We start from the raw sequence: 26,665 nt of genomic DNA, 5'->3' as shown, positions 1-26,665 counted from the left end.
TGGCCCAAAACGTGGTGCCTCAAACCTGGGTGAATATTGATTATCTGCCAACGCCGGGCTTTTGGGAAAAGAACGATGTGGAGAGCGCCACGTTATACTTCCTGAAAGCGGGAACATTCGACTGGGCCTTTGGTGGGGATGAATATCTAAGCCAGACGGGCGCATTTGGCTGGTACATTCCCTATAAAAACTTCAATCTTAATAAAGTACAACCCTATTTTATACTACCATCGCCACAGGGTTGGGGAGTGGAATATGTTACCCTCTTTCCTAATCCGAAGAAGTACTAGTTTTTTTATTCTTTTCATTTTTGTGTGGCCTGTGTTTTTTTAAACACGGGCCTTTTTTATTCCCGCTTCAATACATCCTTTATCTGCTGATCCAACACCTTCGCCTTCTCCTGCGCTTCTGCCAACGGCAACCCCGGCGTCATAGGACGTTTATGCCCCGCAGCCGTTAACCACGCGTCTTTCATGATGGCCTGCCGCTGCGATACGAGTTTCAATATGTCGGTTGTTTTCGGGTTATTGATAGCTGTTGTTATATCATTTGCTTTCGCTACTTTCTTCTCTCCAAGATAAAGTAATACAGCTTTTGCCATGATCCAGTGCCCCTCATTACCAGGATGTACGCCATCACCAGCCAGGTGTGTGCCGGCATCCAGCACTTTCTTCATCGGGTAATGTAAATCCGCTACTTCCCATTTCAAAGCTTTGCGTTGTGCCAGCAGCCAGTCTGAATAACGGTCAAGTACGGCGGCATAACCTTTCGCCCCGCCCTTTTCCTCATCATAAACGGGTGGGGTGAGGTGGATAATGCGCACGCCCTGCCCGGCATATTGATCGTGTAACCACTCTATACCTGTCTTAAAACGATTAAACCGGTCCTCGTCGAATGGCTGATATATTCCATCGTTCATGCCGTAACAGGCAAATACAACATCCGGCTGTACCAGTTTCATGATCCTGTTTAACCGCTCGTGCAGGTCGGGTCGGGGGAATTTGCCGTCGGCATGGCCTTCTTCTGACAAGCCGCTTACGGTTTCGCTGGGCAGGCCCATGTTGATGAACTCCAGGTGTTGACCGGGATGTTTCAATAGCCAGTAGGTTTCAATGTAATTGATGTATTGGCCGGCGTAGGTAATGCTGTTGCCGAGGAACAATACTCGTTTGGCTGACTGGGAAATGGTTTGTGCGTATAGTGTGCCGCTTGCGAAGAGGCATATCAGCATAAATAAATATCTAACTGGCGTTTTCATAAACGGTTATTGACGTAGATGATCAAAATTATTTTAAGATAGATAAATTTCTATGAGATCATCAACAAAAAAGCTACAAGCGTATTACACTTGTAGCTTTTCTGATAAGATGAAATGCTTTCGGCCTACGCCCGCTCCGCCACCATCTCCCTCACCACACTTTTCTCCTTCGCCGCCCCCTGCCACTTCGTTGCTACAAACACCACCAATATTGCCACGGTAAGCACCGCGTAACTCAGGCCCAGGCCAACCTGGCTTTGTACGGTAAGTCCGCCTGCAATGATATAACTGAACGCCGAGGTGAATATGATGTAACCGCCGCCTGCAAGTCCGCTGGCCTTGCCTCCGTTATGGGTAAAGCGGGTAAGACTGTACGATAACAGGGTGTTGAATACAAAGCCGGACAGCATATGGATGGTGATCACATAGGCGAGTAAGGTGTATATATTGTGCAGGTATATCGTGAGGGTGATAAGACTCACGGCGAAAAATAACTGCAGGCTTAATACGGTAATTAATTTACGGGCAAAGGGTTTGGAGATGAAATACTTTGATAACAGGCCGCCTGCCATCATAGATACACCTGATACCAATGCACTGTTGCCCGTCACCGAAGCCGGATAATGCATTACCTGCTCAATAATAAACGGACTGGCCATGTTGTATACGAGCAGCATGCTGTAAGCCAGGGCCAGTATGAGTAAGCTCGCCAGGAAATCCCAGGCTTTGATCATGGATACGTAACTGCGGGTAATGGTTTGAAGATGGAAGGGATGATACACCTTCAACGACTCTCCACTGAACAACAGTTCCACTACAAAAAAGCCCAGTCCTAAAAATCCAAGGAAGTAAAAGTTCGACTGCCAGCCAAACTGTAGCTGTAAATAACCGCCAATAAAGGGCGCAATAATAGGTGCGGCCGCCCATATCACGGAAAACAGGCTGGTGTAGTGTTTCAGCTTGTCGCCGGTATACATGTCCACGAAATAACTTCTTTTACTTACCACGATGGTCGCCACCATTACGCCTTGCAGTGCGCGCATCAGGTAAATGGTATTGATATCCTGCGAGCGGGCGATGATGAAGCTGCTCAGACTGAATACCAGCAGGGCGAACAGGCTGGGCCTGTAACGGCCGAAGCTGTCGAGCAGTGCGCCGATAAAAAGCTGGCATATACCGTAGCTGATTAAATACACGGATAAGGTAAGCTGTATCGCGGCAGGCGTGGTGTGTAACTGCTTCGCCATATCGGGCAGCGAGGGTATATATACATCCAGTGCAAAACCGGACAGCGGGATCAGGGCAAATGCCAGGATGGTACTGGCGCTTTTGTTTGTTTCGTTGATAGTCCTCATACATTCAGATTAGGACTACAAAGTTAGGGCGGCCTGCCGGCACAGCGGTAAAACGAAACAAAGTGATAATTATAAAAATCAAATGTTTGCCATCACTCCCGGCCGGGCACTCTCCCTAAATAGCAATGGGGTGGTTTGGGCATATTGCCTGAAATATTTATTAAAGTGTGATGGATATTCGAACCCCAGTGCGTAAGCTATTTCCGCAGCATCCCAGTCTGTATTGAGTAACAATACCTTCGCTTCTGCAATGATCCTTTCATGGATCACCTCCCGGGTGGTTTTGCCCGTGGCTTTTTTTACCGAGGCGTTCAGGTGGTTTACGTGTATATTCAGACTGGTGGCGTAATCCGCTGGCGTCATCATCTTCAATGGGCTCTCCGGGGAATCGACCGGGAACTGCTGGTCCATCAGGTGGAAGAACCTGGTGGTAAGCCTGTCGCCGCCCTGGTTTTTTTCTTCCAGCGGGCCACGCAGGCGTATGCCTTCGTGTATCACGGTAACGAGCAGGTGGCGCAGCATGTCGTATTTATGCGCATAGTCGCTCGCCATCAGTGTTTCCATCTCGGTGAAGTAACGGGTAAAACGCTCTACCCCGGCCGCGTCCAGTGGGTACACTGCTTCCAGCGAGTCGTTGAACAGCGGGCTTTCAAAACGGACTTCCTGTTTTAAGCCATTGAGCAAAAAGGCATCGTTGAAAATACAGGTATATCCCTTCTGATCTTCCGACTGCGCCTGTATCTGAGTAGGCAGCGACGGGCAGGAAAATATAATGGAAGGCTGTTCAATACTGATCGTCCTGGTAGGGGTGGCATGCATCATATTTCCCACGCCCAGGCATATCTTATAATAATCGCGGCGATTAAAAGGCAACAGGCGCGGTATATAAGTACGCTGGCGGATATTAAAGTGGCTGCCGCCTGCGGGTAAGCCCGCCGGTACCGGCAAACCAATACGTTCGTAATATCCCTGAATGGTTTCGGTGTGAATTTGCATGACCATTATATATTTCAAAGGCAAAGGTAAGGAGAATCCGGTAACCAACCTTCTCGCATCATGGCCGCAGCCTTTAAAGATGATCCGTATATAATCCGTAGATAACCCGTAGATAACCCGTATCTATATAGGTACGGGTTATCTACGAATAACTAACGGTTAACAAACGGGTTACCTTATAAGGAACGTATATAGGAAGTATAAAAGCTTTTCAACCATGGCCATATTAAAAAACGGACTTCAATTCACGGGCAGCGTAGGCAACCTCAGTGCTTATACCATGCGCGGCACCGATAAGATCGTAGTGCGCCAAAAAGGCGGCGCCTCAAAAGAAAAGATCAAAACATCCCCGAGCTTTAAAGGCACACGCGACAGTAATGCCGACTTTGCACTATGTGCTGAGGTCGTTAGTGGCATACGGGCGGCAATATTGCCTGTGAGGCACCTGGCCGATTATAATTTTACATCTGTACTTACCAGCAGGGCGCGGCAGGCACAGGCTAAAGATGTCGATAACTTACCCGGTAAGAGGAACGTTTTGTTCTCTCAGCACCCTTACTTGCTTGAAGGGTTTTCTCTCCATCGGGAATTGCCTTTTGAAAGTGTGATCAACTCCCCCGTTCATTATAGCATTGAACGTGACAAGCTCAGTGCTACGGTACACTTGCCCCACCTGGCCCCTGGCGGTAATTTCAGGGTGCCGTGGAAACAGTCTTTTTACCGGATTATTGTCGTGCTGGGATGTATTACAGATGATGGTGGTACGGCACCTGGACACGCAGCAGTAGCAGAAACAGCCTGGTTGCCGGTGAATGAATTTGCGGAAAAGAACGTGTTAACGCTACAAATGCCTGCCGGTTCGCCATTAACTGAAGAGGAGAGCCTGGTGTTGAGTATAGGCATAGAAACCGGTAATATGGAAAATGGTTATGTAAAGCCCCTGAAATACGGCGGCTGCGCCAAAATACTCGCCCTGGGTTAATCGTCGAACCGGCGCAGTAAAGCCTCCAGCTGTTGTTCGCTGAGGTGGAGCTGAAGTCCTTCCGTAGCCAGCACTTTCTTTTCGCGCAGTTGTTTGACGGTGCGGTTAAAGCTGCGCACCGAAATAGCAAGATAACCGGCAATATCTTTTTTAGATAGATGCAGTTGCTGCTGGTCGATCAGTACCAGGAAGCGCAGCAAGCCGTACTCCAGTGGGTATATCTGTTGGTACGAGGCGCGGATACAGGTTTGAGCCAGCCTGGTTGCCAATTCTTCCATCACCAGCCTGTTTAAGGTGGCGTCTTTGTACAGCCACGAGGAAAACAAATCCCTCGGGATGGCCCAGGCACTTACGGGCGTAATGGCTTCTATCGTGCAAAGGCATGCTGCCTTACGGATCACTTCCAGCTCCCCCGTTACTTCTCCCTGCCCCAGAAACTCGAAAATGAAATCTTTCCCATTCTCTTCCCGCATATAACATTTGGTAATACCCTCGCGGATGATGTATACATGGTGGATGTTCTCTCCCTGCCTCAATAGCATCGCGCCGGGCGCGTATTGCCTGGTAGCGATATGCCCGCCCTGGCTACTACCGGCCAGTTGCTCCATGTAAGCAGAAAAATCAGGATTGGTGAATAACATAATTCCGGCCGGGACAAATGTCCCGTTTTTCTTTGGTGTGTAAAATAGCTTTGCCTGCCATTAAAGTTAAAGAAATGAAACAATTACTGGATATTGAAAGTTGGTCGCGAAAAGAACATTACGCATTCTTTCGCCGTTTCGACGAGCCGTTTTTCGGCGTATGTGTGGAGGTGGATTGCACCGGTGCTTACCAGCGTGCAAAACAAAGCAATACATCCTTCTTCCTGCATTACCTGCATGCTACGTTACAGGCGGCCAATCAAACCAAGCCATTCCGCTACCGTATTGATCAGGGTCAGGTATGGATATATGATGTGGTGCATGCATCGCCCACGATTAATCGCCCGGATGGTACATTTGGCTTTTCTTACATCGATTACCACGAAGACTTTTTAATATTCGAAGATGCCGGCAGGCAGGAAATAAAGAGAGTGCAGCACAGCACAGGCCTCGTGCCCTCAGTCGCCGGTCAGAATGTACTGCATTGCAGCGCCATGCCCTGGCTTAGCTTCACCAGTGTATCGCACGCGCGTAGCTTTACATTTGAAGACAGCTGTCCGAAGGTATCTTTTGGTAAGATGAGAGAACATGGCGGCAGAAAACTGATGCCCGTATCAATACACGTACATCATGCGCTGATGGATGGGCACGATGTTGCTAAGTTTGTGGATTTGCTGGAGGAGTTAATGAGGTAACGTAAAAACGGATTATTTTTAAGCATGAAGATGAATGGAGCTTCCCGGATAATGCTGCGCCGCGCACAAATGGACGATCTGCCCCGGCTGCAGACGTTGTACGTAGAAACTATCGACAATACCTGTAAAGCCGATTATGATGACGCGCAGCGGGAGGTTTGGAAAAAGTCGATTGAGCATACCGCACGTTGGCAGGCGGCATTGCAGACCCAATACTTTCTTATAGCGGAAATCGACGGCAATACAGCTGGTTTCGGATCATTGCGCGACGGCGACTATATCGATTTTATGTATACCGCTGCAGCATATCCTGGTAAGGGCGTGGGTTCTGCAATTTATGCAGCGCTGGAGCAGAAGGCGATTGAACAGTTTAAATTGGCCCTCACATCAGATGTAAGTAAAACCGCCCGGCGCTTTTTTGAAGGTAAAGGTTTCGTGGTAGAGAAAGAGAACGAGTATGTGATCAACGGGGTGATGATCAGTAATTACAGGATGCGGAAGAAGTTGATGATTGGTTGATGGGGCCTGTAACGCGCAAGGTTCCCGTACACTTACTCCATCATAGCCCCCGTTTGTTTAAAAACAAATAATCACTACCTTGTTACCACGTTATGCATGAGAATTTCCGGACACAAAAAAACAACCGTAATATATGAATAGGTTTCTAGCACTGGGCCTCAGCTGCCTGGTAACATTAAGCACAGCAACGGCTACCGTTAGTAAGGCTGCCGTAACAGCAGTAAAAGCAGAGGCGAAAGATCTTATCGGCCGCTGGGATATCACAGTAGATGAGAATGGTAAACAGGTTCCTTCCTGGCTGGAAGTGAAGTTGTCGGGTACCCGTACCCTGGTAGGTTATTTCGTAGGCGGTTCTGGCAGCGCACGTCCTGTAGCGAAAGTAAACTTTGATAACGGTAAGTTCAGCTTTACCATTCCTCCGCAATGGGAAGGTGGCAACCAGGACTTCGTGATCGAAGGTGCCCTGGCCGGTAGCGGTATCGAGGGTACCATCACTACCAGCGAAGGCAAAAAATACAACTGGAAAGGCGTAAAAGCCCCTTATTTAAAGAGAACAGCCGCTCCTGCATGGGGTAAGGCCATCAGCCTGTTTAATGGGAAAGATTTAACCGGTTGGAACCAGCCTGGTAATACCAAACAATGGGAAGTAAAGAACGGCATTTTGACCAGCGCCCGTTCCGGCAGCAACCTGATATCTGATCAGAAGTTCACCGACTTTAAACTGCATGTGGAGTTTCGTTACCAGAAAGGTAGCAACAGCGGTGTATACTTAAGAGGCCGTCACGAAGTACAGATCGAAGACAGCCCTGCCGATGCACATCCTTCCAGCGTATTGTACAGCGGTGTATACGGTTTCCTTACACCAAGTGAGATCGCAGCAACTGGTCCTAATACCTGGCAGTCGTATGATATAACATTGATCGGCCGCATGGTTACCATCGTGGTAAACGGCAAAACGGTGATCAATAACCAGGAAATTCCCGGTATTACAGGCGGCGCGCTGGACAGCAACGAAGGCGAACCAGGCCCCATCTACATCCAGGGCGATCATGGCCCGATAGAGTTCAGGAAGATCGTAATTACGCCTGCGAAGTAATTCCAGGTGTTATCATATAAAAGGCTCCGGGTCGTAAGGTCCGGAGCCTTTTCTTTATAAGGGCATACCACTGCGCGATACCCAGCCGGGAGGCTCTGCACCACCTTGTCGTAATAACAGGTTCAGCTGCGCCGCATGATGTTGCACATGCCGCATATTATAGACCATACGTTCGATAACGCTGTAGTTCTTATAATCGTCGAACCGTGCTTCCGCCTCTTCGGGCGTTAAAGACGTCATACGGTCGTGGCATTTCTGCCGCCCATGTTGCAGGTAAATGAGGAGGTTCTCTTTTGTATACACCGTATCCGGTATTATACCTGTAGGGTCAAATTCCGACAAGGTATAAGGTGATGGTGGCGCAAAGGTGGCAGGCGAGCCGTCACTTGTATAATCCAGGTAAAATAAAGTGTGATAGGCAATGTACCAGAACTGGTCTTTCGTATCCCAAAGATGATCGGGGCATGCTTTTATGGCATTCTCCAGCATGTCAATAGCGGCACCGCATTGGTGCCAGATGATTTGCTTCATTGAGTGGTCCATGACGATGGGCTTTTCGTATGGAATAAAGATAACCCCTTTACGCCTCGTAACGCCTCAGTATCTTCTTGTCAATATAAAACGTCCCGAACGGAATGATGCAGGATAACAACACCTTCCATGTAGTGCTGAAAAACTTCCAGCGATATTCTATTGCCACACTCATTGTATTCAGCACAAATAATATAAACAATATGCCGTGTACAAGGCCCACAGATTTTACAAGAGAAGGATCGTTGGCCAGGTATTTAAGCGGCATGGCAATGAACAGGAGCAGCAGCAGCGATATACCTTCCAGGAAACTAATGATGCGCAGGCGGCCGATATTTGTTTTGAATAAAGTAAGCATGATTATATAGTTCTTAAATATGGCCGGTGAGATAAAGGAGAAAACGGCCATGGAATAGCGATGAAGATAATGATAAATGCGATGGTGAACCCAATTAACATCAGCAGGAATTTCCGCTGGTCGGTCGTTGTTCTTTTAGTGACAGAGGAAGTGATGGTAATAAGTACTACGGAGAGCGTCATCAGCAGGATATGTATGACACCGAAAAAAAGGTAACCCGGTTGCTGAATGGCTTCGCGGAAATGCGACCTGAAATACAGGATGAACGGGCTGTTAAAATACAGGACAAAACCGATTGTCAGCTGTACGTGAGCGATCGTAGCCGTGGCATGCCGTACCAGGTCGTTGGAAGGCGAAAAGCTCCGCCGGCCGGTATAACCCCGCAGGGCCACGAATATAGCATATAGTAAACTGGCTACGACCAGCCAGCGGCATACAGAATGTGCAAATAATAACCAAGGGTACATATCTGGAAAATAAGTTGTACAAAGCTTTTATCGGGCGGTGTCCCGTAGCAGCTACCATGAGGACGTACCGCCCCTGCAGATATTGCATGTAATGGCAAATTTCTTTACAAATATGGCTGATGCCACCTGTGGGCGGGCCAACATATACTAAATATTCTGAATTTCGTGTGATTCAGACAGTTATTCCCGCCATTCGTCCATCATTGAAATGTCATCTAAAAACATGAACAGTTGGATACTAACGCACGTGTTCATATCTTTAGAGAAGATTGAACAGGAGTATTGCAAATAGAAATGACCAAACTTTAAATCCGGACGATTTGTACGGCAGCCTGAATGATAAAGAGCTTTGGACCAAGGTAATTGAAGGCGATAAGGACGCCCTTGCTTTCATATACAGCCGTTATTTCCATTCACTTTTTAATTATGGCACAAGGTTTAATACCGACGAGAGCCTGGTAAAAGATTGTATACATGATCTTTTCGTGGGTATCTGGCTGGGCAGGGAGCGTTTGTCTGTAACAGATAATATTAAATATTACCTGATGGCGAGCCTCAAACGTAAAATCGCCAGCCATATTCAGAAAAACCTGCTGCAAAAGCTGTTCGATAACGAATCGATGCTCAGTCACTTCACCGGCTCACACGAAGATGTTATTATCGGTCGCCAATCCGACCTGGAGCTGCGCCAGAAGTTGGCGAAGGTCATGAAAAAACTACCCGCGCGCCAGCAGGAAATCCTTTACCTGCGCTACTACGAAGGCTTCGATACCAAAGAAACGGCGGAAATAATGTCGCTGAGCGTGAACTCTACCTATGTACTGCTTTCCAAAGCCCTTAACTTTTTAAAGAAGAACAGCGATAAGCTTTTATTACTGGCCGGTACGTCATTTTACCTTGTTTTTGGCCGGTAGGCTACTTTTCTCCCTTGCCGTTTTCCCAATACAGCCAACTTTTACTATTTCGAAGGGCCTCATTATAAGCCATTTAGAAAAAAGTTATAAAAAGGTTAAAAAAGACGCTAAGATTTCAATCATTTCTCTCTTTGTATAGATAAGTATCAATAATGACGTTAAGGGAATACAAGATCGAAGACTTTTTAGAGCACCCGACTTTTAGATCATGGGTGTTAGATCAGGACGAAGCTGCTGCCACTTTCTGGGAAACCTGGGTAGCCGATAATCCTGTTCAGGAAGGAAATGTGAAAGAGGCCCGTGAGATACTGTTGTTACTGGCAACACCCGGCAGTAAGCCGTTGCCGAACGACGAAACGTTAGTGTGGGAGCGAATTATGAAGAGTATGGATGCCGGCAGGCTTATCGGTAACAGCGCCCGTGTAGTGCAGATGCCAGGTAGTCCTGCCAGGAAACACACCCGTCGCGCGCTTGGATATGCCGCCGCTGTGGCAGGTTTACTGATCGCTGCACTGGCTGCTGTGTTCCTTTATCCTAAAGGCAAAGTGGATTACGCCACTGCCATGGGCGAAATGAAAACCATCGTATTACCCGATAATTCGGTAGTGAGGCTGAACGTGAATTCAACCATTACTTACGATGAAAGCTGGGGAGATACAGGCGATCGTGAGGTGTGGGTAACGGGAGAAGCATTTTTCACCGTCATGCACAAAAGCAATAACCAGCACTTCGTAGTACACACCAATGATGTAGATATACAAGTGGTGGGCACCGAGTTTAACGTAAACACCAGGCGCGTAAAAACGCAGGTAGTGCTTAACAATGGTGTAGTAAAATTAAAACTGAATGGCAGTTCATCAACCGCTGCCCAGCAACATAAACCAATTACAATGAAACCGGGCGATATGATCGTGTATTCCGCCGCAACTGCGGAACTGGCGACCAAACGCGTGAATCCGGAAGAATATTCATCCTGGCGTACCAATGTGCTTACCTTTCATGACATACCGGTCCCGGAAGTCATCAAATCACTGCACGATAACATGGGCGTCATCATTAACCTTCAAGATACGGCCCTGAACGGGCAAACGTTTACAGGAAGTATACCGATGGATAACATTGATGTATTCTTTAAAACGTTATCCAGATCATTTGATATTAAGATTAACAGGAAAGAAACCGGCGTTTACGAGATCAGCAAGCAGTAGAACTGTAGAATAACCAATAAGAAATAAAGTGCCTTTTTAGAGAATTCTGCGAAAGCGGGAGGGCTGTGCCTTGCCTGCAGGAATTAAAAATGTTCAGGGATTTTTAAGTTAAATGCAAAGATGACTTATCGTAACAACTGTAAAACTCAACACCAACCTAAATCTAGAGCTATGGCAGAATTTAACGCTGGTCGTATCAGAGGTGGGCTTACCCTTGCCCTGCTGATGCAACTGGGGGCGTTTACCACCGCACAGGCTGCTGTTAATGGCGGCCACGATCATGTGCTGGCTGGAATTATCAGGCAAAATGAAGTAGCCGCTAATTTTAAACAAGGCCCTCCACTTAAGAACGTGCTTGCCGATATGGAGCAGCGTTACAAAGTAAAGATCAACTACACCGGCAACACCGTTAACGGCATCAGCGCAGAAGCGCCTGCTGCTAAAGCTGCTTCTGTAAAACTCATCGACTACCTTAACAAATTCCTGGAACCCCTGGGCCTCGAAGCTGAGCAGGCTACTTCCGACCACTACATCATCTACAAAAGAGAAAAGGCAAAACCGGTTTTGCCTCAGTCCGCTACAAACGCCTCTATCCCGGCTATGCAGTCAGTTAACACCAATGCTCCGGCAGCAGTTAACCGCATCCCTGAAACAGTAATGCAGGAAGAGAGATTAACGGTAACGGGTACGGTAACAGATGGCAACGGCGATGTAATTCCCGGTGTTTCTGTATTCGTAAAAGGTACAGGCAACGGCGTAAGCACTAACAACGACGGTAAGTTCCAGCTTGGTGGTGTACCTAAAAATGCCATCGTGGTGGTGCGCATTATCGGGTACAAAGCCCAGGAATTCACCATCACCAGGAACATGACCCTGGTAGTGAAACTGGAAAACGACATCAAGTCTATGAAAGACGTGGTGATCACCGGTTATCAGAAAATCGACAAGAACAACTATACTGGTTCTGCTATCACCATTAGCGGTGAAGAGCTGAAAAGATTTAACCCGCAGAACATTCTGCAGGGTATACAGTCCTTCGATCCCTCCTTTAAACTGATTGAGAATAACATCGCAGGTTCTAACCCTAACCAGTTGCCTAACATCAACATGAGGGGTTCTACCGCGCTGCCTTCCGGTACAAACGTGCAGTTAAGCCGTAACCAGATGGCCAGCGTTACAAACATGCCGATGTTCATCATGGATGGTTACCAGGTAGGTATCCAAACCATCTGGGACCTGGACATTAACCGTATTGCTGCTGTAACCCTGCTGAAAGATGCCGCCGCTACCGCAGTATACGGTTCCCGCGCATCTAACGGTGTATTGGTGTTCATCACTAAACCACCGGCAGAAGGAGAAATACAGGTGTTCTACAACTACGAACTGAACGTGACCAATCCCGACCTCAGCGCATACAGCGTGCTGAATGGCCGCGATAAACTGGAATATGAAAGACTGGCCGGTTTGTATACCGAAAACCAGGTGGATAGCAGAGATGCACTGGAAGCAAAGTACTACGCTAAGTACAAAAACGTATTGAGCGGTGTAAACACGTACTGGTTATCTCAGCCGCTGTCTACCGACTTCGGTCACAAACACTCCCTGTCGGTACAGGGTGGCTCTAAAAGCTTCCGTTATGGTGTGGATGGCCGTTATCAAACCAACAAAGGTGTAATGGCAGGCTCTGGCCGTGATCGTTACAGCTTCGGCACTAACCTCTCCTACAACCTCGACCAGAACAAACTGGTGTTCCGTAACTCGTTTACCATTTCGCAGGTAAAAGGAACAGAATCGCCTTATGGTTCTTTCTCCAACTTCGTATATATGAACCCCTACTACCCAATGAAAGATTCTATGGGCAGGCTGGTGCGTGAAGTTGATAAATGGAACTACCGTGGCGGTGCCGGCAATGGGGCACTTACTTCCACCACGCTTAACCCGCTTTGGGAAGGTCAGATCGGTAACTTCAACAAATCTTCCTACCTGGAGTTCATCGACAACTTTGCCGCGGACTATAATTTCAGCCAGGCTTTGAGGTTGCAGGGTAACATCAGTTTAACCAAACGTACTACCCAGTCGGACCGTTTCATTTCTCCGCTGAGCAATGAGTTCTTTAATATGACTGGCGATGACCTGAAAGACCGTGGCCGTTATTACTACGATGCATTAAATGAAACACAGGTAGACGGAAACCTCTCCCTGAACTTTAATAAAACTTTAGGCCACAACATCTTCAACGTGGCGCTGGGTACCAGCATGCAAACAAGGAAAAGCGACCGTAAATCGATCGAAGCAAAAGGATTTACCAACGATCGTTTTACCGACATCAACTTTGCCCGTAAGTATGAAGATAAAGCGCCCGGTGGCGACAGGAGCGAAGAGCGCCTGGCTGGCTGGTTCGGTACAGTGAACTACTCTTACCAGAACCGCCTGTTAATGGACGCTACTATCCGTACAGACGGATCATCTAAATTCGGTACCGATTCAAGAATGGCTACCTTCTGGTCTTATGGACTCGGCTGGAACCTGCACAACGAATCTTTCCTGAAAAACACCTTCGTTAACCAGTTTAAAGTACGTGCTACCACAGGTCTTACCGGCGATGTAAACTTTCCCGCTTACCTGTCTAACACTACCTATAGCTACTACACCGGCGACTGGTACTCTTCAGGCGTAGGTGCCGTATTTACCGCTTACGGTAACTCAACCCTTAAATGGCAGCGTACACAAAACTACGATCTGGGTGCTGAGATCAGCCTGTTCAAAGATCGTTTGTACCTGGCTCCCCGTTATTACTATAAACACACCAAAGACCTGTTGGCAGACGTAAACGTACCGCCATCCGCAGGTTTCAACTCTTATAAAGAGAACATGGGTGAAATGGTGAACAAAGGTTACGAGTTCAATATCAGGGCGAACGTTATTCGTAAGAAAAACTTCTCTGTGAACCTGAATGCGAACATGCAGCACATGAACAACGAGATCACCAAAATCTCCAATGCACTGAAAGCTTATAACGACGAAGTGGACAAACAGCAGAACGATAATGCCGAACTGCGTTCCGTACCATTACTCCGTTATAAAGAAGGGGAGTCTGTATATACATATTATGCAGTACGTTCCCTGGGTATCGATCCGGAAAATGGTAAAGAAATATTCCTGACCCTCGATGGTAAACGTACTTACGAGTATGATGTACGTAACACCGTTGCGGTAGGTAACTCTAATCCTTTCATGGACGGTTACTTTGGTGGCAGTGTAGTTTGGGGCGCCTTTATGGTGGAAGTTAGTTTCTACACCAAATTCGGTGGCGATACTTACAACCAGACACTGATAGACAGGGTAGAAAATGCAAACCCATGGTACAACGTAGATAGCAGGGCAATGGCCGAAAGGTGGAAAAAACCAGGTGATGTTACTTTCTACAAAGACATCGCCAACAGAGACGAAACCCGTACTACTTCCCGCTTTATCCAGGACGAGAACCGCGTGGAACTGAAATCGGTTTACCTTTCTTACGACGCACCACAACAAGTATTTAGTCGTTTGAAAGTGAAGAGCCTGCGTTTATCCGCAGCCATGAACGACCTCGGTTACTGGTCGTCTATCAGGGCAGAAAGGGGTATTGATTATCCATTCGCAAGGAGCTTCACATTTTCACTTTCAACCAGGTTCTAAAAAAGTTACAGATGAAAAAATATTTGATCCTCATATTAGCTGCTGCCGGCACTCTTTCATCCTGCAAAAAATGGCTGGATGTAAGACCGCAGTCGCAGGTAGAACAGGAAGTGCTGTTCAGCAAAGAAGATGGTTTTAAAGATGCGTTGAATGGCCTCTACAGCCGCGCCGTAAAAGAAAACCTTTATGGTCGCGAACTGACAGGTGGAGTTCCGGAAGTATTGTCACAGAACTATGCCATTGGTTTTAACGATGGCTGGAACTTCAGGCAAACAATGCTGTTCAATTTCAGGAACGCTACCTTCATGGACCATCGTGATGACATGTGGGAAGGGCTTTACAATGTAATTGCCAACAGTAACCTTATCCTTACTTATATAGATAAGAAAAAGGAACTGTTCACACCCACCTCTTACGCCATTATAAAAGGGGAGGCACTGGCCATGCGCGCTTACTGCCATTTCGATGCACTTCGCATTTTTGCTCCTTCTTACGTTACCAGCCCGGGCGCCAACGGTGTTCCTTATGTAACCGTATTCAGCAAGGCGGTGCCTAAAATGAATACAGTAAGAGGCGTAATTGACTCAGTGATACTGGACCTCGAAGCAGCCCGTGAAACACTGGCCGTACACGATCCTATCCTTGCAGGAACTTACAGGACCGGTTATACTTTCGCCATCGATTCCTCTACAGAAGTACAGGGTAACGATATGTTCGTACAAAACCGCCGCCATCATCTGAACTACTATGCTGTTTCCGCTATGCTTGCCCGTGCGTACCTGTACAAAGGCGATAAAGTGAATGCGCTGAAATATGCGAAAGAAGTAATAGAATCAGGCAAGTTCCAGTGGACGAAGAAAGCCGATTTTGTAAACAGCGATGATGAGAAGATCGACCGTATAGCCTACAAGGAAATCATTTTTGGTCTTTATGCACCGAATATGAAAGACAGGCTGCGTGAGTTGTTCAGGGATGGCCTTAGCTCCAGCGTATATACTTCGCCAGCCGAATGCCGCACTGTGTACGAAGCAGCCGGTATTGGCGGCGACGATAACCGTTTCAAACAATGGTTTTCTGAGCAGCCAACCACTTCAGGCTCTATTATGCAGCTCGAAAAATACAAACGCGATGGCGATGCCAACCTGCATCCGCTGGTGATCCCTAACATCCGTTTGAGCGAAATGTATTACATCGCCGCAGAATGCACATTTGATACCGACGCTGAAACCGCCTGGGGATATTTCAACACCGTTCGTTTTAACCGCGGTATTGGTGTGGAACTGAACGATCCTTCTAAACAAACGTTTATGACGGAACTGGTGAAGGAAGCTCGTAAAGAGTTTTTTGGTGAAGGACAGATATGGTTCATGTACAAACGACTTAACATGAACTATCCAGGTCAGTCGGGCGCGATAATCACAGCCAGCCCTTCTGTATTTGTGCTGCCTTTCCCTGATGATGAAATTGCATACGGTAACAGATAAAATATTCAGACAGATGAAACATCTTTTCAAACTGGCATTAATATGCAGCGTTTTATTTTGTTCGTGTGACAAAGACGCACAGGAAATGAAATACGAATCGCAGGACAACATATACTTCGATTTCCTGAATGTGATCACTAACGTACGTACCGACAGTGTTACATTCTCCTTCGCGCTGTTCCCTGAAAAGGGTTCCGATACAGTGTGGTTGCCGGTGCGTATTTCCGGTATCCGCCAGGCAGGCGACAGGAAATTTAAACTGGCAGTAATCGATTCTTCTACCACTGCGGTAGAAGGCGTGCACTACGAGAAACTGAAAGCGGAATACATACTGCCTTCAGATTCAGGTAAAGCCAAAGTGCCTATCATTATCTTAAATACAGATCCTGCGCTGAAAGAAAAAAGCGTAAGACTGAAAGTGAAACTGATAAACAGCGACGACTTTCATTCAGAAATCAAGGGTTGGGACACCGCCAAAGTAGTATTCTCAAACCGCCTGGTAAAACCTATCTGGTGGGATGTTTGGGGAAGTATGCTGGGTGCCTACTCAAGGGTGAAGCATGAACTGTTCTACGTATCTACCAAAGCCACATCGCTGCCTGAAAGTCAGCAGGACTGGCAGGTAACGCCGCTGGCGCTGTACTATGGCCGTTCATTCTCTGCGTTCCTGAAAGATCCTCAGTTGTGGATAGATACCCATGAAACAGAAGGTTACATCCTGGAAGCTGATGCGGACGGGAAGACCAAATATTTCTACAACAAGGGCAACGTTGCAGCCAAGTGGAAACTGGAACTTAATACCGGAGATAACAAGTATTATTTCATCGACGAAACGAATAACAGGATTATTCCGCAGATGTAATCAACCAAACTCTTTTGCATGAAGAATTTACTTTTATATATAGCTGCAGGCGTTTCACTGGCTTTAGCCTCCTGCTCACGCGATCTCGGCGATTATGATTATAAAGAGGTGCCCGATCCTGTAGTGATGGGCATTCAGGACAGCGTATTCCAGGCAATGGTGGGCGATAGCCTCATTATTGAACCCGTGGTAAAGCTGCCTTCCGGCACTAACAAATACTCCATCAAATGGAAAGTGGATATATCAGATGAAATGCGCAGCATTGAATTTGAGGGAAAAACACTTCGTTTCGTATTCGGTATCGGTTCTAACCGTTACCCCGGTTTGGCAGTGCTTACAGATAGCACTACCGGTATGAAATACTACTACAAGTTCTCTATCCAGGGTAATACCGAATTTACAAGAGGTACACTTATCCTCAGCGCCAGCGCTGATAAGTCACATTTCTCTTTTGTAAAAGAAGATGGTACAGTGCAGGCCGACCTGTACAAAGCCATGAATGAAGAAGACATTCCGGCCGGTGGAAGGCAATTGCTGCCCATCGCCAGTCAGAACTACAACTCCGGTGCAGTATCTTCTTACTGGATTACTTATGCAAGCGGTGCGGTTCAGTTGGATGTTAACACACTGGTCAGGAAGCGTTTCCTGAAAGACTTCTTCTTTAATCCACCACCAACATTTGATAACGGCAACTACAAAGTACTGAGCGATGGTTCTATGATGGCTATCATGAACGGCCAGGTTTACTTTGGTGCATATGAAACCGCTCCCTTCGCCACTTACTTCGGTTTCTTCGGTGCGCCTGTTAATGGCCGTTACAATATCGGACCCGAAATTATCGACGATATCACCGGCGGTGCCTGGGTATTTATGCTCGGCTTTGATAAGGAAAAGAAGGCGTTCGTTCGTTTCTCCGGCAGGTCTTTTATGGACACTACCTATAAAATGCTCGACTCAGCCTTTAATCCGAAAAACCTGGGTATGAGCCTGATTCATATGGAGCGCTTTTCAGACGATAACATTTATGCTTTCGTAGACAGCGCAGGCCTTAAAGTGAAAGAACTGAACATCGGTGTTGAATTTATGGGCGGCGATGTGTTCCGTGCAAAGAGCCAACGCGTATCACCTGTAGGTCCTTATCTGAAACCTAATACGGTATGGGCTAAAGGTATTGAAAGAGATTTCTACTTTAGCTCAGGCGATAAAGTTTACCGCTACAACCCTGTGAATGACGAGATCAGGGCGCTTGCTTACGATTTCGGCGGCAAAGAAGTATCCATGATCAAAGTATTGAACAATGGCGACCTGATGCTGGCAGGAACAGAAGGTACGGTACACTATCTCGACATCAGCACCGGCCGTAACGGCGCCTTTATCAAAAAGATAGAAGGTATTCCGGGTAGCCCGAAAGACGTAGTGATCCGCAACTAAAATAATCAGATATCAAAACCAACTGAGAAGATGAAACGACTGGTGTTAATGACTTTGTGTGCCATCCCTGTATTGGCTTTTGCCCAGGGCGGCGCCTATGTGATAAAAGGGAAGATCGGTAAGCTGGGCGCGCCCACTATGGCTTACCTCGACAGGAGAGAAGATGGTAATACCTACCTCGATTCTGTAGTGCTGAAAGATGGTGCCTTTGAATTTAAAGGTACCGTGAAGAACCCGATGATGGCCATGATGGTATTGGACCATACCGGTGCGGGAATGGCAGAACAGGGGATGATGAACATGGACCGTCACCTGCTGTATATCGAAAAAGGTACTATTACTGTACTTGGAAAAGAAAAACTGGAAACAGCCAAAATACAGTCGCCCCTGAACAAGGAGTACGACCGTTACAAACTGTATATCTCTGCTTTCGATTCCGCTATGGCTGGTATCAATCGCGATTTTAATGCGGTACCCGATGAGCAGAAAGGAGAGGAGGAATTCAGGAAAGGGCTTGATGCACGGTTCCGTTCGGCTATTAATGAGAAGAAAGCATTGCAGGAAAAGTTCATCAAAGAGAATCCGAAGTCTTTCTTCAGCCTCGTCGCCCTTAAAGAACTCGGCGTAATGAACAATATGGACATGACCGTGATTGAACCGTTGTTCAAAAGCCTGAGCGATGAATTGAGGATGACGGTGCAGGGCCGTGAGTTTGCAGAGTCTATGAACAAAGAGCGCGCCCTGATAACAGGCAATGCTGCGCCCGATTTTACACAGAACGATGTAAACGACCAGCCGGTAAAGTTGTCTGATTTCCGTGGTAAGTACATCCTGCTCGATTTCTGGGCAAGCTGGTGTGGCCCATGCCGCCAGGAAAACCCTTTCGTGGTAAAAGCCTTCAACCAGTTCAAGGATAAAAACTTTACGGTGCTGAGTGTGTCGCTCGATAAAGCGGGACATAAAGAAGCATGGCTGAAAGCGATTGAGCAGGACGGTCTCAGCGCATGGACGCACGTGTCGGACCTTAAATATTGGGATAATAATGTGGCAAGGATGTACGGCGTTCGCGGCGTACCTACTAACTACCTGATTGACCCAAGCGGTAAAATAATTGCTAAAAATCTTCGTGGAGAAGACCTTCAGAAGAAATTGGAGGAAGTGATCATCTCTAATTAAGTTCTATAACTATTAAAGCACAATTTCATCGCAAACCCAACCAGCCATTAAATTTTATTTCACGCTTATCCCTTGTCCGGGGAACCCTAAGAGAGCCTTACAGCAACTGCTGTGAGGCTTTTCTTATTTATGCTGAATAGTGTGCCGTGAGTTGAACGGAGCGTCGCAACGGTGGCTGGATAGTGTTGTTATAGCTGGCTCAATCGTTTTGTTACTGATTCAAAGTCGGCCCAGATTTCCTTTAACACATCGGCCGCAGGTTTTATCTCTTTGATCAACGCACTCACCTGTCCTATTTCCAGTTCGCCGTCGGCCAGCTCGCCTTCGAACATGCCTTTTTTGGCGCGGCCCCTGCCCAACAGCGATTGTAGTGCTTCTGCACCTGCACCGGTGGCCTCCGCATCTTTCACGGCATCGAAGAAGTTGTTTTTCAGTAAACGTACCGGGGTCAGTTTTTTCAGCGACAGCAGCGTGTCGCCTTCCTGGGCTTTAACAACAGCCTCTTTAAAGTTGATGTGAGACGATGCTTCGGGCGTGGCTACGAAGCGGCTGCCTATCTGAACACCTTCGGCACCCAGCGCAAACGCAGCAGCCATAGCCCTTCCGTCCGCAATACCTCCGGCCGCTATCAGCGGGATGTGAATAGCGTCGCGCACGGCGGGGATAAGTACCATAGTGGTAGTTTCTTCGCGGCCGTTGTGACCGCCGGCTTCAAAACCTTCTGCCACCACGGCGTCTACACCGGCGTCCTGGCTTTTTAACGCGAATTTAGAGCTGGATACCACGTGTACTACCGTTACCCCGGCCTCTTTGAGCGCGGGCGTCCAGGTTTTGGGATTACCGGCCGAGGTGAATACGATCTTTACGCCTTCTTCAAGAATGATCTGAATATGTTGGTCGATATCGGGGTAAAGTAACGGGAGGTTTATGCCGAATGGCTTATTGGTAGCTACTTTGCATTTCTGTATATGTTCGCGCAGTATGTGCGGGTACATGCTGCCGGCACCGATAATGCCCAGGCCTCCGGCATTGCTGACGGCACTGGCTAAACGCCATCCGCTGGCCCATATCATACCTGCCTGTATGATGGGGAATTCTATATTAAAGAGTTGCGTGATACGGTTGTTCATATCACTAAAAGTAAGGAATTTCTGTTTGACGCAGGAGAGCGGGGCAGTGTATACACCGCCTCTGTCAGCGTGATCAGCCCAGGTCGATCTCGGTATTGTCACCGATATTCAAACTCTGGCTAAGGCCGCGGATATTCGCATCGCTGCCGATCAGCGAAGATTTCAGTACCACCTCGTACAGGTTGCTGAACGAGCCGATAATGGAATCTTTTACGATGGAATAACTGATAACGGTATTATCGCCAATGGCCACGTTGGGGCCGATGATGGCGTTTTTGATATTACAACCCTCGCCAATACTTACCGGGGGAATGATAATCGTGTTTTCGTAAGGCAACACGGGGTTGTTGGCGAGTTTATATTTTTTAAGAAGGATCGCGTTTGTTTCCAGCAGCGTGTCTTTTCGTCCGCAGTCGAACCAGTTGGCTACTTTAAACGCGTTGAACTTTACGCCGTGCTGTATCATACATTCCAGTGCATCAGTAAGCTGGAATTCGTCGTGCGATTTTACCTGGCGCTGGATGTTATCTTCGAGGCATTTGTAAAGTTGCTGTGTTTCGCGCACTTTGTAAAGGCCTACGAGGGCGAGGTTCGACTTAGGGATTTGCGGTTTTTCTACTACGCGGCTGATGATACCGTTCTCGTCCAGTTCTGCCACACCGAAGTTACGCGGATCGTCGACCTTCTTTACGCCCAGTTGGGAAACCGGTGCGTCAATCACTTCTTTCAGGTCGCACTCTACAATGGTATCGCCGAGTACGATCAGTATTTCATCGTTACCTACTACCTCACGGGTAAGCAGTATAGCATGACCGGTGCCTTCGCGACTGTTTTGCTGTACGAAGTGGCAGGTAAGCGAAGGGTATTTCTTCTCCACATAATGCTGGATCTTTTCGCCCAGGTAACCCACCACGAACACAAATTCATGGATGCCCGCTTCTACCAGCTGGTCGATGATAATACTAAGAATGGTTTTGCCGGCTAAGGGTATAAGGGCTTTAGGTTGCGTATACGTATGAGGACGGAGCTTGGTACCTGCCCCTGCTACCGGTATGATTGCTTTCATGTACAATTTCGATTAGTTCTGCTTTCAGGCGCGTATGATAGAATGACTCTCTTCATCACTGATTCGGGCCGAAATTACTATAAATTGATGAATAACTACCCTTCTATAGCAGCTAAAGGGCTGCAATATATAAAATAAGACTATATGAGATGGGCCAGTATAACTGGTTTTCAGAGAATTTAGGATTAGCATTTCTATTAAATAACGTTTAATTTTGCGGGCAAATTTTAGCACATGCAAAGAGACCAGCAAATATTCGATATCATTGGCCAGGAACTGGAAAGACAGCGTCATGGCATTGAACTGATTGCTTCTGAGAACTTTACCAGCCTCCAGGTAATGCAGGCGATGGGTAATGTGATGACCAACAAGTACGCAGAAGGATATCCTGGTCGCAGGTACTACGGCGGTTGTGAAGTGGTGGACCTCAGCGAACAGCTGGCCATCGACAGGGCTAAACAGATCTTTGGCTGCGAATATGCCAACGTTCAGCCTCACTCCGGCGCACAGGCCAATGCTGCTGTTATGCTGGCGATCCTCCAGCCCGGCGATAAAATCCTGGGTCTCGACCTGAGCATGGGCGGTCACCTTACACACGGTTCTTCTGTAAACTTCTCTGGTAAACTCTACCAGCCGTTCTTCTACGGTGTTAATAAAGAAACCGGCCTTATTGAATATGATACCATGGAGCAGGTAGCCCTGGCCGAAAAGCCAAAACTGATCGTGTGTGGCGCTTCTGCGTACAGCCGCGACTGGGACTACAAACGCATCCGCGAAATAGCTGATAAAGTTGGTGCTTTTGTACTGGCGGATATTGCTCACCCTGCAGGCCTCATCGCCAAAGGGCTCCTCAATTCGCCTTTTGCTCATTGCCACTTCGTAACCACTACCACCCACAAAACCCTTCGTGGTCCACGTGGCGGTATGATTATGCTCGGCAAAGACTTCGAAAACCCATTCGGCCTTAAAACCCCGAAAGGTGAAACCCGCATGATGAGTTCCCTGCTCGATACTGCTGTATTCCCTGGTATCCAGGGAGGCCCGCTGGAGCATGTGATCGCTGCCAAAGCGGTATCGTTCTTCGAAATTCTGACCGACGAGTATGATGTGTATGCCAAGCAGATGCTCCGTAACTCACAGGCTTTCGCTAAAGCATTCCTCAATAAAGGTTACCAGATGGTATCCGGCGGTACCGATAACCACCTGATCCTGATCGACCTGCGTAACAAAAATATCTCCGGTAAAAAAGCGGAACAGGTACTGGTGAAAGCGGATATCACCGTGAACAAAAACATGGTGCCTTTCGATGATAAATCACCGTTTGTTACCTCGGGTATCCGTGTAGGTGTTCCCGCTATCACTACCCGCGGTCTGAAAGAAGATCATATGGCGAACATCGTTGACTGGATCGACCGCCTGCTGGTAGATGCTGACAATGATACCCTGATCGCCAAAGTGCGCGGCGAGGTGAACGAGTTCATGAAACAATTCCCGCTGTATCCTGAAATGTAGGACAGCATTTAACGATAATGTACTGCCGGCCTTCGTGAGAGGGCCGGTTTTTTTTATGATAACCGGTGGAGAAAGGGCTGTTAACCCGCCGATGCCGCTTCCTTCAGTGGTGACAAGGTTCATATCGGTCTCCCCGGACATCCTGTACGCCTTCGCTACAAAACGAACCAACATCAGGACTGCATACAAGGATCGCTTCCCTGCGGTCGCGGACAACGGATTCAACAATATCATTTACGCATGTATGCCTTCACAGCGTAACACGATTTAGGTCCGCTAGTACACCTCCATACACCTCCAGATTCCTACATAAGTCAATTTAACTATCTGAATAACAATGATCTAAAAATTCTTCTTGTACATTCCAAAATTGTTATACATTTGCACTGTACTAGTTAACTAGTACAGTAAATCAAAAGCATATGATTTCCCTTGACCACCTCAGTTTTTACTATCGGAAAGATAGCCCTGTACTGGAGAACATCCATCTCAGCTTGCAGCCTGGCCGCATTTACGGCCTTCTTGGAAGGAATGGTGCGGGAAAAAGCAGCCTGTTGCACCTGATCAGCGGTTTGCTGTTTCCTAAAACCGGCAAGGCCCGCGTGCTGGACTTTACCCCCGGCAAACGCCAGCCGGCTTTTTTACAGCAGATATTCCTGCTGCCGGAAGAGTTCCGGGTGCCGGACTTGACCATCCCGGAGTTTGTAAAGTTGAACGGTGCCTTTTACCCGGATTTTGACAGCCAGGCGTTTCACCAGTACCTCGAAGCTTTTGAAGTAACGCCAAAGAACCGACTGAGCCGGCTGAGTTTTGGCCAGGCCAAAAAAGTGATGATCGCTTTTGCTTTGGCTACCCGGGTAAAGGTGTTGCTATTGGATGAACCTACCAACGGCCTCGATATCCCTTCCAAACGGCAGTTTCGCAAGGTCATTGCCGGTACCCTGCAGGACGATCAGCTCATGATCATGAGTACCCACCAGGTAAAAGACCTCGATAACCTGATCGACAACATCCTGGTGGTGGACGAGAGTCGCATTCTATTTAATCAGTCGGTAGACGCGATCGCAGATAAACTCCTTTTTACCCACAGCTTTTCGCTGGAAGAAGTACAATCGCCCATTTACTACGAAGGTGCCCTTAAAGGTTATGCGGTTGTAGCGCCCAATCATTCAGGAGTGGCTTCGAAGATTGATATGGAAATGTTCTTCAATGCCCTGATGACCGAGAAACAGCAGGTGCTTTCAATGTTTAATCACTAAACCTACCTTCATGAACTTTTCATTATACAGATTCCGGAAATTATTTATCAAACAGTGGGTGGAGAACAGGAAGCTCTACATCCTCGCTACACTGGCCATAGCACTGGGTATGCTCGTGCTGATGACGGGTATCGCTTTTTCCGATGATACGGGACTGCAAACCGGCGGACAGGATGGTATACTCGTAATCGGGCTTCTTTTATGTGGTCTTGCGTATGGGTCAACGATCTTAAAACGGTATCATCATAAGGCGGAAGGTATTGGGGCGCTGATGTTGCCTGCTTCTGCGACAGAGAAGCTGGCGGTAGCCATCACTTACCTGATGCTCATTTTTCCGCTGGTATACCTGGGTGTCTGGTTCCTGGCGACCAATACAGTCCTAACCATAGAGCGGAATTTTACGAGGCATGCGAATCATTTTACCAGTTACACCTTCCGGGAAGTTTTAATGACCTTTTTCTTTGTGGAGCTGGTGCTGGCATTTGTACTTGTTTGTTCTGCCACGTTCAGACGTTATGTTTTCCCGGTAGCCCTCTCCATTGCCTGCGCTGTGATGTTCCTCGGTGTGATAAGCGCCGAGCCGATGATGAAGAAATTACTGAATAACCGTATCCCGGAAAACATCGCCCCTTACCTGGAACATTTCCGGCAGGAGCCAATAGGAGCAAGATCGTATGGAGGAACTCCCTTTAAGGACATGCAGGTGCTGATAGATTTCAGGATTCGCGATTTAACGTCGCCGATGGTGAACAGCAGCTCCGTAAGCGTACAACTAAACGGAGGAAAATACGTATTGGCCATGTGCATACTGTTCCTGCTGCCGGTATTGCTTATCTGCATCGCCTGGCTGAAGTTAAAGGAACAGGAACTCTAACATCCCAAACAGAAGTTATGCAATTTAATCAGTCACAAGCCATCTATCTCCAGATTGCCGATTATGTATGCGACCGCGTGCAAACCGGGCAGTTGAAGCCGGAGGACAGGGCGCCTTCGGTACGGGAGCTGGCAGTTACACTCGAAGTAAATCCAAATACGGTGATGCGATCTTATGAACACCTGCAACAGCAGGGCATTATTTATACCAAACGCGGGTTAGGTTATTATATCAGCGAAGATGCTTTGCAGAAGCTGAACGGCCAGCGTCGTAACCAGTTTTTGCAGGAAGAGCTGCCCGCATTTTTCCATAAGATCCACTTGCTGGGCATCGAGCTCGATGAGCTCAAAGAACGGTACGATGCTTTTAAAGCGCAACACTCAAATCCCTAAACCGACAACATGAAAAAGAGCAATATATTAATACTGGTATTCTGCCTCAGCCTGCCGCTGGCTGTAGTAGTATATCACTGGTTAATGGTCAGGACTTATCTTGCGGGCAGCTTTTATGTGCCGCACAACATCAGTATTTTTGATCAGCATATGAAAAGTGAGCTATTACAGCCTTTTCACTATGTAGTGATAGATGGTTCTGTATCTGCCCCCAGCGCGGCTTACATTAGTTCAGACCCAATGTACCCGAGGCGTTTGCCGTTTTCAATCGTAAAAGATAATACGTATAAAATAGAAGTAAATACCCAGGTCGACACGCTGATAAAACGGCAGGTTAAAAACGATACCCTCTTTATAAAACTGCGTTCTGAATACTATGCAGAAGTTCCATATGTGGCCACACTTGCCATTATAGGCCTGCCAGATGTTAAAGGCCTTATTTTAAATAATGGCGGTTACTTTAAAGTGAGTGGTTTTAAAACGACAGACAGTATCAGTGCAGAAATTTCCGGGTGTGAAGCCGAGTTCACCGACCTGGAAACGCCCCGCCTGCGCCTTGCCATTAGCAATAATGCCAAAGCGAAACTCAATAGCATGCCTGGTGTAAAAAGCGTAGGATACCTGCTTGGGCCGCTCAGTAAACTGGCTTTGGAAAACGATATGGCGCCTAAGCTGAAGCCGGAGCGTGTGGATAGTACGGCTCGCATAGAGTTATCGGGCGGCGCCGCAGAGTTACAGGAATTTATCAATAAAAATCAATAACCAACCGCCTCCTTACGAC

General features: G+C 47.5%; 26 protein-coding genes. 17 read left to right on the top strand and 9 right to left on the bottom strand.

Annotated features, from left to right (window positions below; all coding sequences use genetic code 11):
- Window positions 1–290 (top strand): hypothetical protein (locus tag QZT80_RS23925; protein ID WP_295128431.1); only part of this gene is annotated, 290 nt, incomplete at its 5' end.
- A 56-nt stretch (window positions 291–346) separates the two neighbouring features.
- Here the strand turns inward: QZT80_RS23925 and QZT80_RS23920 are convergent.
- The 3 genes from QZT80_RS23920 to QZT80_RS23910 all read right to left on the bottom strand — a co-directional run bounded on the left by QZT80_RS23920 (window position 347) and on the right by QZT80_RS23910 (window position 3,609).
- A complete protein-coding gene (locus tag QZT80_RS23920; RefSeq protein ID WP_295128428.1) occupies window positions 347–1,258 on the bottom strand; it encodes an SGNH/GDSL hydrolase family protein in 912 nt (303 codons plus the stop codon).
- A gap of 125 nt (window positions 1,259–1,383) precedes the next feature.
- Window positions 1,384–2,613: an MFS transporter gene (locus QZT80_RS23915; protein WP_295128426.1), complete on the bottom strand. Its 1,230-nt coding sequence runs from the start codon at window positions 2,611–2,613 to the stop codon at window positions 1,384–1,386.
- A 78-nt stretch (window positions 2,614–2,691) separates the two neighbouring features.
- Window positions 2,692–3,609: an AraC family transcriptional regulator gene (locus QZT80_RS23910; RefSeq protein WP_295128424.1), complete on the bottom strand. Its 918-nt coding sequence runs from the start codon at window positions 3,607–3,609 to the stop codon at window positions 2,692–2,694.
- A gap of 217 nt (window positions 3,610–3,826) precedes the next feature.
- Here QZT80_RS23910 and QZT80_RS23905 point away from each other — a divergent pair, with 217 nt between their 5' ends.
- Window positions 3,827–4,591, top strand: a complete 765-nt coding sequence (locus QZT80_RS23905; protein ID WP_295128423.1) for a hypothetical protein — start codon at window positions 3,827–3,829, stop codon at window positions 4,589–4,591.
- Here the strand turns inward: QZT80_RS23905 and QZT80_RS23900 are convergent.
- Window positions 4,588–5,232, bottom strand: coding sequence for a Crp/Fnr family transcriptional regulator (locus tag QZT80_RS23900; RefSeq protein WP_295128422.1), 645 nt, complete (start codon window positions 5,230–5,232; stop codon window positions 4,588–4,590). The genes QZT80_RS23905 and QZT80_RS23900 overlap by 4 nt on opposite strands.
- Before the next feature lie 74 nt (window positions 5,233–5,306).
- Here QZT80_RS23900 and QZT80_RS23895 point away from each other — a divergent pair, with 74 nt between their 5' ends.
- From QZT80_RS23895 to QZT80_RS23885, 3 genes are all read left to right on the top strand, one after another.
- Window positions 5,307–5,927, top strand: coding sequence for a chloramphenicol acetyltransferase (locus QZT80_RS23895; protein ID WP_295128420.1), 621 nt, complete (start codon window positions 5,307–5,309; stop codon window positions 5,925–5,927).
- 24 nt (window positions 5,928–5,951) lie between these two features.
- On the top strand, window positions 5,952–6,446 hold the full coding sequence (locus tag QZT80_RS23890; protein ID WP_295128417.1) for a GNAT family N-acetyltransferase: 495 nt from the start codon (window positions 5,952–5,954) through the stop codon (window positions 6,444–6,446).
- A gap of 133 nt (window positions 6,447–6,579) precedes the next feature.
- The gene (locus QZT80_RS23885; protein WP_295128414.1) at window positions 6,580–7,542 is read left to right on the top strand and encodes a DUF1080 domain-containing protein; all 963 of its coding nucleotides are present in this window, start codon (window positions 6,580–6,582) and stop codon (window positions 7,540–7,542) included.
- 54 nt (window positions 7,543–7,596) lie between these two features.
- Here the strand turns inward: QZT80_RS23885 and QZT80_RS23880 are convergent, their stop codons facing one another.
- Genes QZT80_RS23880 through QZT80_RS23870 form a run of 3 tightly spaced genes read right to left on the bottom strand, consistent with a single transcriptional unit; the run spans window position 7,597 to window position 8,898 of the window.
- Window positions 7,597–8,085 carry a DinB family protein gene (locus QZT80_RS23880; RefSeq protein WP_295128412.1) on the bottom strand — a complete coding sequence of 163 codons (489 nt, stop codon included), beginning with the start codon at window positions 8,083–8,085 and terminating at the stop codon, window positions 7,597–7,599.
- Window positions 8,086–8,122: 37 nt separating this feature from the next.
- On the bottom strand, window positions 8,123–8,431 hold the full coding sequence (locus tag QZT80_RS23875; RefSeq protein ID WP_295128409.1) for a DUF3817 domain-containing protein: 309 nt from the start codon (window positions 8,429–8,431) through the stop codon (window positions 8,123–8,125).
- A 2-nt stretch (window positions 8,432–8,433) separates the two neighbouring features.
- Entirely contained in the window at window positions 8,434–8,898 is a 465-nt protein-coding gene (locus tag QZT80_RS23870) for a hypothetical protein (RefSeq protein WP_295128406.1), read from the bottom strand.
- A gap of 320 nt (window positions 8,899–9,218) precedes the next feature.
- On the opposite strand from QZT80_RS23870, the gene QZT80_RS23865 reads away from it, so the two are divergent.
- The 7 genes from QZT80_RS23865 (at window position 9,219) to QZT80_RS23835 (ending at window position 19,651) form a co-directional block, all read left to right on the top strand.
- The gene (locus QZT80_RS23865; RefSeq protein ID WP_295128403.1) at window positions 9,219–9,812 is read left to right on the top strand and encodes a sigma-70 family RNA polymerase sigma factor; all 594 of its coding nucleotides are present in this window, start codon (window positions 9,219–9,221) and stop codon (window positions 9,810–9,812) included.
- A gap of 152 nt (window positions 9,813–9,964) precedes the next feature.
- Window positions 9,965–11,020, top strand: a complete 1,056-nt coding sequence (locus tag QZT80_RS23860; protein WP_295128401.1) for a FecR family protein — start codon at window positions 9,965–9,967, stop codon at window positions 11,018–11,020.
- A gap of 171 nt (window positions 11,021–11,191) precedes the next feature.
- Window positions 11,192–14,698, top strand: a complete 3,507-nt coding sequence (locus tag QZT80_RS23855; protein ID WP_295128399.1) for a SusC/RagA family TonB-linked outer membrane protein — start codon at window positions 11,192–11,194, stop codon at window positions 14,696–14,698.
- A gap of 11 nt (window positions 14,699–14,709) precedes the next feature.
- The gene (locus QZT80_RS23850; protein ID WP_295128397.1) at window positions 14,710–16,182 is read left to right on the top strand and encodes a RagB/SusD family nutrient uptake outer membrane protein; all 1,473 of its coding nucleotides are present in this window, start codon (window positions 14,710–14,712) and stop codon (window positions 16,180–16,182) included.
- 13 nt (window positions 16,183–16,195) lie between these two features.
- Complete coding sequence (locus tag QZT80_RS23845; protein ID WP_295128394.1) at window positions 16,196–17,044, top strand: DUF4843 domain-containing protein; 849 nt, start codon at window positions 16,196–16,198, stop codon at window positions 17,042–17,044.
- Between the two features lie 18 nt (window positions 17,045–17,062).
- Window positions 17,063–18,475 (top strand): PKD-like family lipoprotein, encoded by a 1,413-nt coding sequence (locus QZT80_RS23840; RefSeq protein ID WP_295128391.1) that lies wholly within the window; start codon window positions 17,063–17,065, stop codon window positions 18,473–18,475.
- A 30-nt stretch (window positions 18,476–18,505) separates the two neighbouring features.
- Window positions 18,506–19,651, top strand: a complete 1,146-nt coding sequence (locus QZT80_RS23835; RefSeq protein WP_295128388.1) for a TlpA disulfide reductase family protein — start codon at window positions 18,506–18,508, stop codon at window positions 19,649–19,651.
- Window positions 19,652–19,839: 188 nt separating this feature from the next.
- On the opposite strand, the gene QZT80_RS23830 is transcribed toward QZT80_RS23835, so the two are convergent.
- The gene (locus QZT80_RS23830) at window positions 19,840–20,781 is read right to left on the bottom strand and encodes a nitronate monooxygenase (RefSeq protein WP_295128386.1); all 942 of its coding nucleotides are present in this window, start codon (window positions 20,779–20,781) and stop codon (window positions 19,840–19,842) included.
- 73 nt (window positions 20,782–20,854) lie between these two features.
- Window positions 20,855–21,847, bottom strand: a complete 993-nt coding sequence (locus QZT80_RS23825; RefSeq protein WP_295128384.1) for a sugar phosphate nucleotidyltransferase — start codon at window positions 21,845–21,847, stop codon at window positions 20,855–20,857.
- A 234-nt stretch (window positions 21,848–22,081) separates the two neighbouring features.
- Here QZT80_RS23825 and glyA point away from each other — a divergent pair, with 234 nt between their 5' ends.
- From glyA to QZT80_RS23800, 5 genes are all read left to right on the top strand, one after another.
- Entirely contained in the window at window positions 22,082–23,359 is a 1,278-nt protein-coding gene (glyA, locus tag QZT80_RS23820; RefSeq protein WP_295128381.1) for a serine hydroxymethyltransferase, read from the top strand.
- Window positions 23,360–23,781: 422 nt separating this feature from the next.
- Window positions 23,782–24,618, top strand: a complete 837-nt coding sequence (locus tag QZT80_RS23815; RefSeq protein WP_295128378.1) for an ATP-binding cassette domain-containing protein — start codon at window positions 23,782–23,784, stop codon at window positions 24,616–24,618.
- Between the two features lie 10 nt (window positions 24,619–24,628).
- Complete coding sequence (locus tag QZT80_RS23810; RefSeq protein WP_295128376.1) at window positions 24,629–25,492, top strand: hypothetical protein; 864 nt, start codon at window positions 24,629–24,631, stop codon at window positions 25,490–25,492.
- Window positions 25,493–25,509: 17 nt separating this feature from the next.
- Window positions 25,510–25,884 (top strand): GntR family transcriptional regulator, encoded by a 375-nt coding sequence (locus QZT80_RS23805; RefSeq protein WP_295128373.1) that lies wholly within the window; start codon window positions 25,510–25,512, stop codon window positions 25,882–25,884.
- Window positions 25,885–25,893: 9 nt separating this feature from the next.
- Window positions 25,894–26,646: a hypothetical protein gene (locus QZT80_RS23800; protein ID WP_295128370.1), complete on the top strand. Its 753-nt coding sequence runs from the start codon at window positions 25,894–25,896 to the stop codon at window positions 26,644–26,646.
- Window positions 26,647–26,665: the final 19 nt, after the last annotated feature.

The organism is uncultured Chitinophaga sp., from assembly GCF_902168175.1.
In the GTDB taxonomy this organism is placed as follows: domain Bacteria; phylum Bacteroidota; class Bacteroidia; order Chitinophagales; family Chitinophagaceae; genus Chitinophaga.
Note: the sequence above shows the minus strand (reverse complement) of the source record. Positions and strands in the feature narration are given on the sequence as shown.

What these genes read in the sequence shown, in the direction of transcription:
- QZT80_RS23920 (WP_295128428.1), bottom strand. Translation starts at nt 1,258, where the DNA reads ATGAAAACGCCAGTTAGATATTTATTTATGCTGATATGCCTCTTCGCA.
- QZT80_RS23915 (WP_295128426.1), bottom strand. Translation starts at nt 2,613, where the DNA reads ATGAGGACTATCAACGAAACAAACAAAAGCGCCAGTACCATCCTGGCA.
- QZT80_RS23910 (WP_295128424.1), bottom strand. Translation starts at nt 3,609, where the DNA reads ATGCAAATTCACACCGAAACCATTCAGGGATATTACGAACGTATTGGT.
- QZT80_RS23905 (WP_295128423.1), top strand. Translation starts at nt 3,827, where the DNA reads ATGGCCATATTAAAAAACGGACTTCAATTCACGGGCAGCGTAGGCAAC.
- QZT80_RS23900 (WP_295128422.1), bottom strand. Translation starts at nt 5,232, where the DNA reads ATGTTATTCACCAATCCTGATTTTTCTGCTTACATGGAGCAACTGGCC.
- QZT80_RS23895 (WP_295128420.1), top strand. Translation starts at nt 5,307, where the DNA reads ATGAAACAATTACTGGATATTGAAAGTTGGTCGCGAAAAGAACATTAC.
- QZT80_RS23890 (WP_295128417.1), top strand. Translation starts at nt 5,952, where the DNA reads ATGAAGATGAATGGAGCTTCCCGGATAATGCTGCGCCGCGCACAAATG.
- QZT80_RS23885 (WP_295128414.1), top strand. Translation starts at nt 6,580, where the DNA reads ATGAATAGGTTTCTAGCACTGGGCCTCAGCTGCCTGGTAACATTAAGC.
- QZT80_RS23880 (WP_295128412.1), bottom strand. Translation starts at nt 8,085, where the DNA reads ATGGACCACTCAATGAAGCAAATCATCTGGCACCAATGCGGTGCCGCT.
- QZT80_RS23875 (WP_295128409.1), bottom strand. Translation starts at nt 8,431, where the DNA reads ATGCTTACTTTATTCAAAACAAATATCGGCCGCCTGCGCATCATTAGT.
- QZT80_RS23870 (WP_295128406.1), bottom strand. Translation starts at nt 8,898, where the DNA reads ATGTACCCTTGGTTATTATTTGCACATTCTGTATGCCGCTGGCTGGTC.
- QZT80_RS23860 (WP_295128401.1), top strand. Translation starts at nt 9,965, where the DNA reads ATGACGTTAAGGGAATACAAGATCGAAGACTTTTTAGAGCACCCGACT.
- QZT80_RS23855 (WP_295128399.1), top strand. Translation starts at nt 11,192, where the DNA reads ATGGCAGAATTTAACGCTGGTCGTATCAGAGGTGGGCTTACCCTTGCC.
- QZT80_RS23850 (WP_295128397.1), top strand. Translation starts at nt 14,710, where the DNA reads ATGAAAAAATATTTGATCCTCATATTAGCTGCTGCCGGCACTCTTTCA.
- QZT80_RS23845 (WP_295128394.1), top strand. Translation starts at nt 16,196, where the DNA reads ATGAAACATCTTTTCAAACTGGCATTAATATGCAGCGTTTTATTTTGT.
- QZT80_RS23840 (WP_295128391.1), top strand. Translation starts at nt 17,063, where the DNA reads ATGAAGAATTTACTTTTATATATAGCTGCAGGCGTTTCACTGGCTTTA.
- QZT80_RS23835 (WP_295128388.1), top strand. Translation starts at nt 18,506, where the DNA reads ATGAAACGACTGGTGTTAATGACTTTGTGTGCCATCCCTGTATTGGCT.
- QZT80_RS23830 (WP_295128386.1), bottom strand. Translation starts at nt 20,781, where the DNA reads ATGAACAACCGTATCACGCAACTCTTTAATATAGAATTCCCCATCATA.
- QZT80_RS23825 (WP_295128384.1), bottom strand. Translation starts at nt 21,847, where the DNA reads ATGAAAGCAATCATACCGGTAGCAGGGGCAGGTACCAAGCTCCGTCCT.
- glyA (WP_295128381.1), top strand. Translation starts at nt 22,082, where the DNA reads ATGCAAAGAGACCAGCAAATATTCGATATCATTGGCCAGGAACTGGAA.
- QZT80_RS23815 (WP_295128378.1), top strand. Translation starts at nt 23,782, where the DNA reads ATGATTTCCCTTGACCACCTCAGTTTTTACTATCGGAAAGATAGCCCT.
- QZT80_RS23810 (WP_295128376.1), top strand. Translation starts at nt 24,629, where the DNA reads ATGAACTTTTCATTATACAGATTCCGGAAATTATTTATCAAACAGTGG.
- QZT80_RS23805 (WP_295128373.1), top strand. Translation starts at nt 25,510, where the DNA reads ATGCAATTTAATCAGTCACAAGCCATCTATCTCCAGATTGCCGATTAT.
- QZT80_RS23800 (WP_295128370.1), top strand. Translation starts at nt 25,894, where the DNA reads ATGAAAAAGAGCAATATATTAATACTGGTATTCTGCCTCAGCCTGCCG.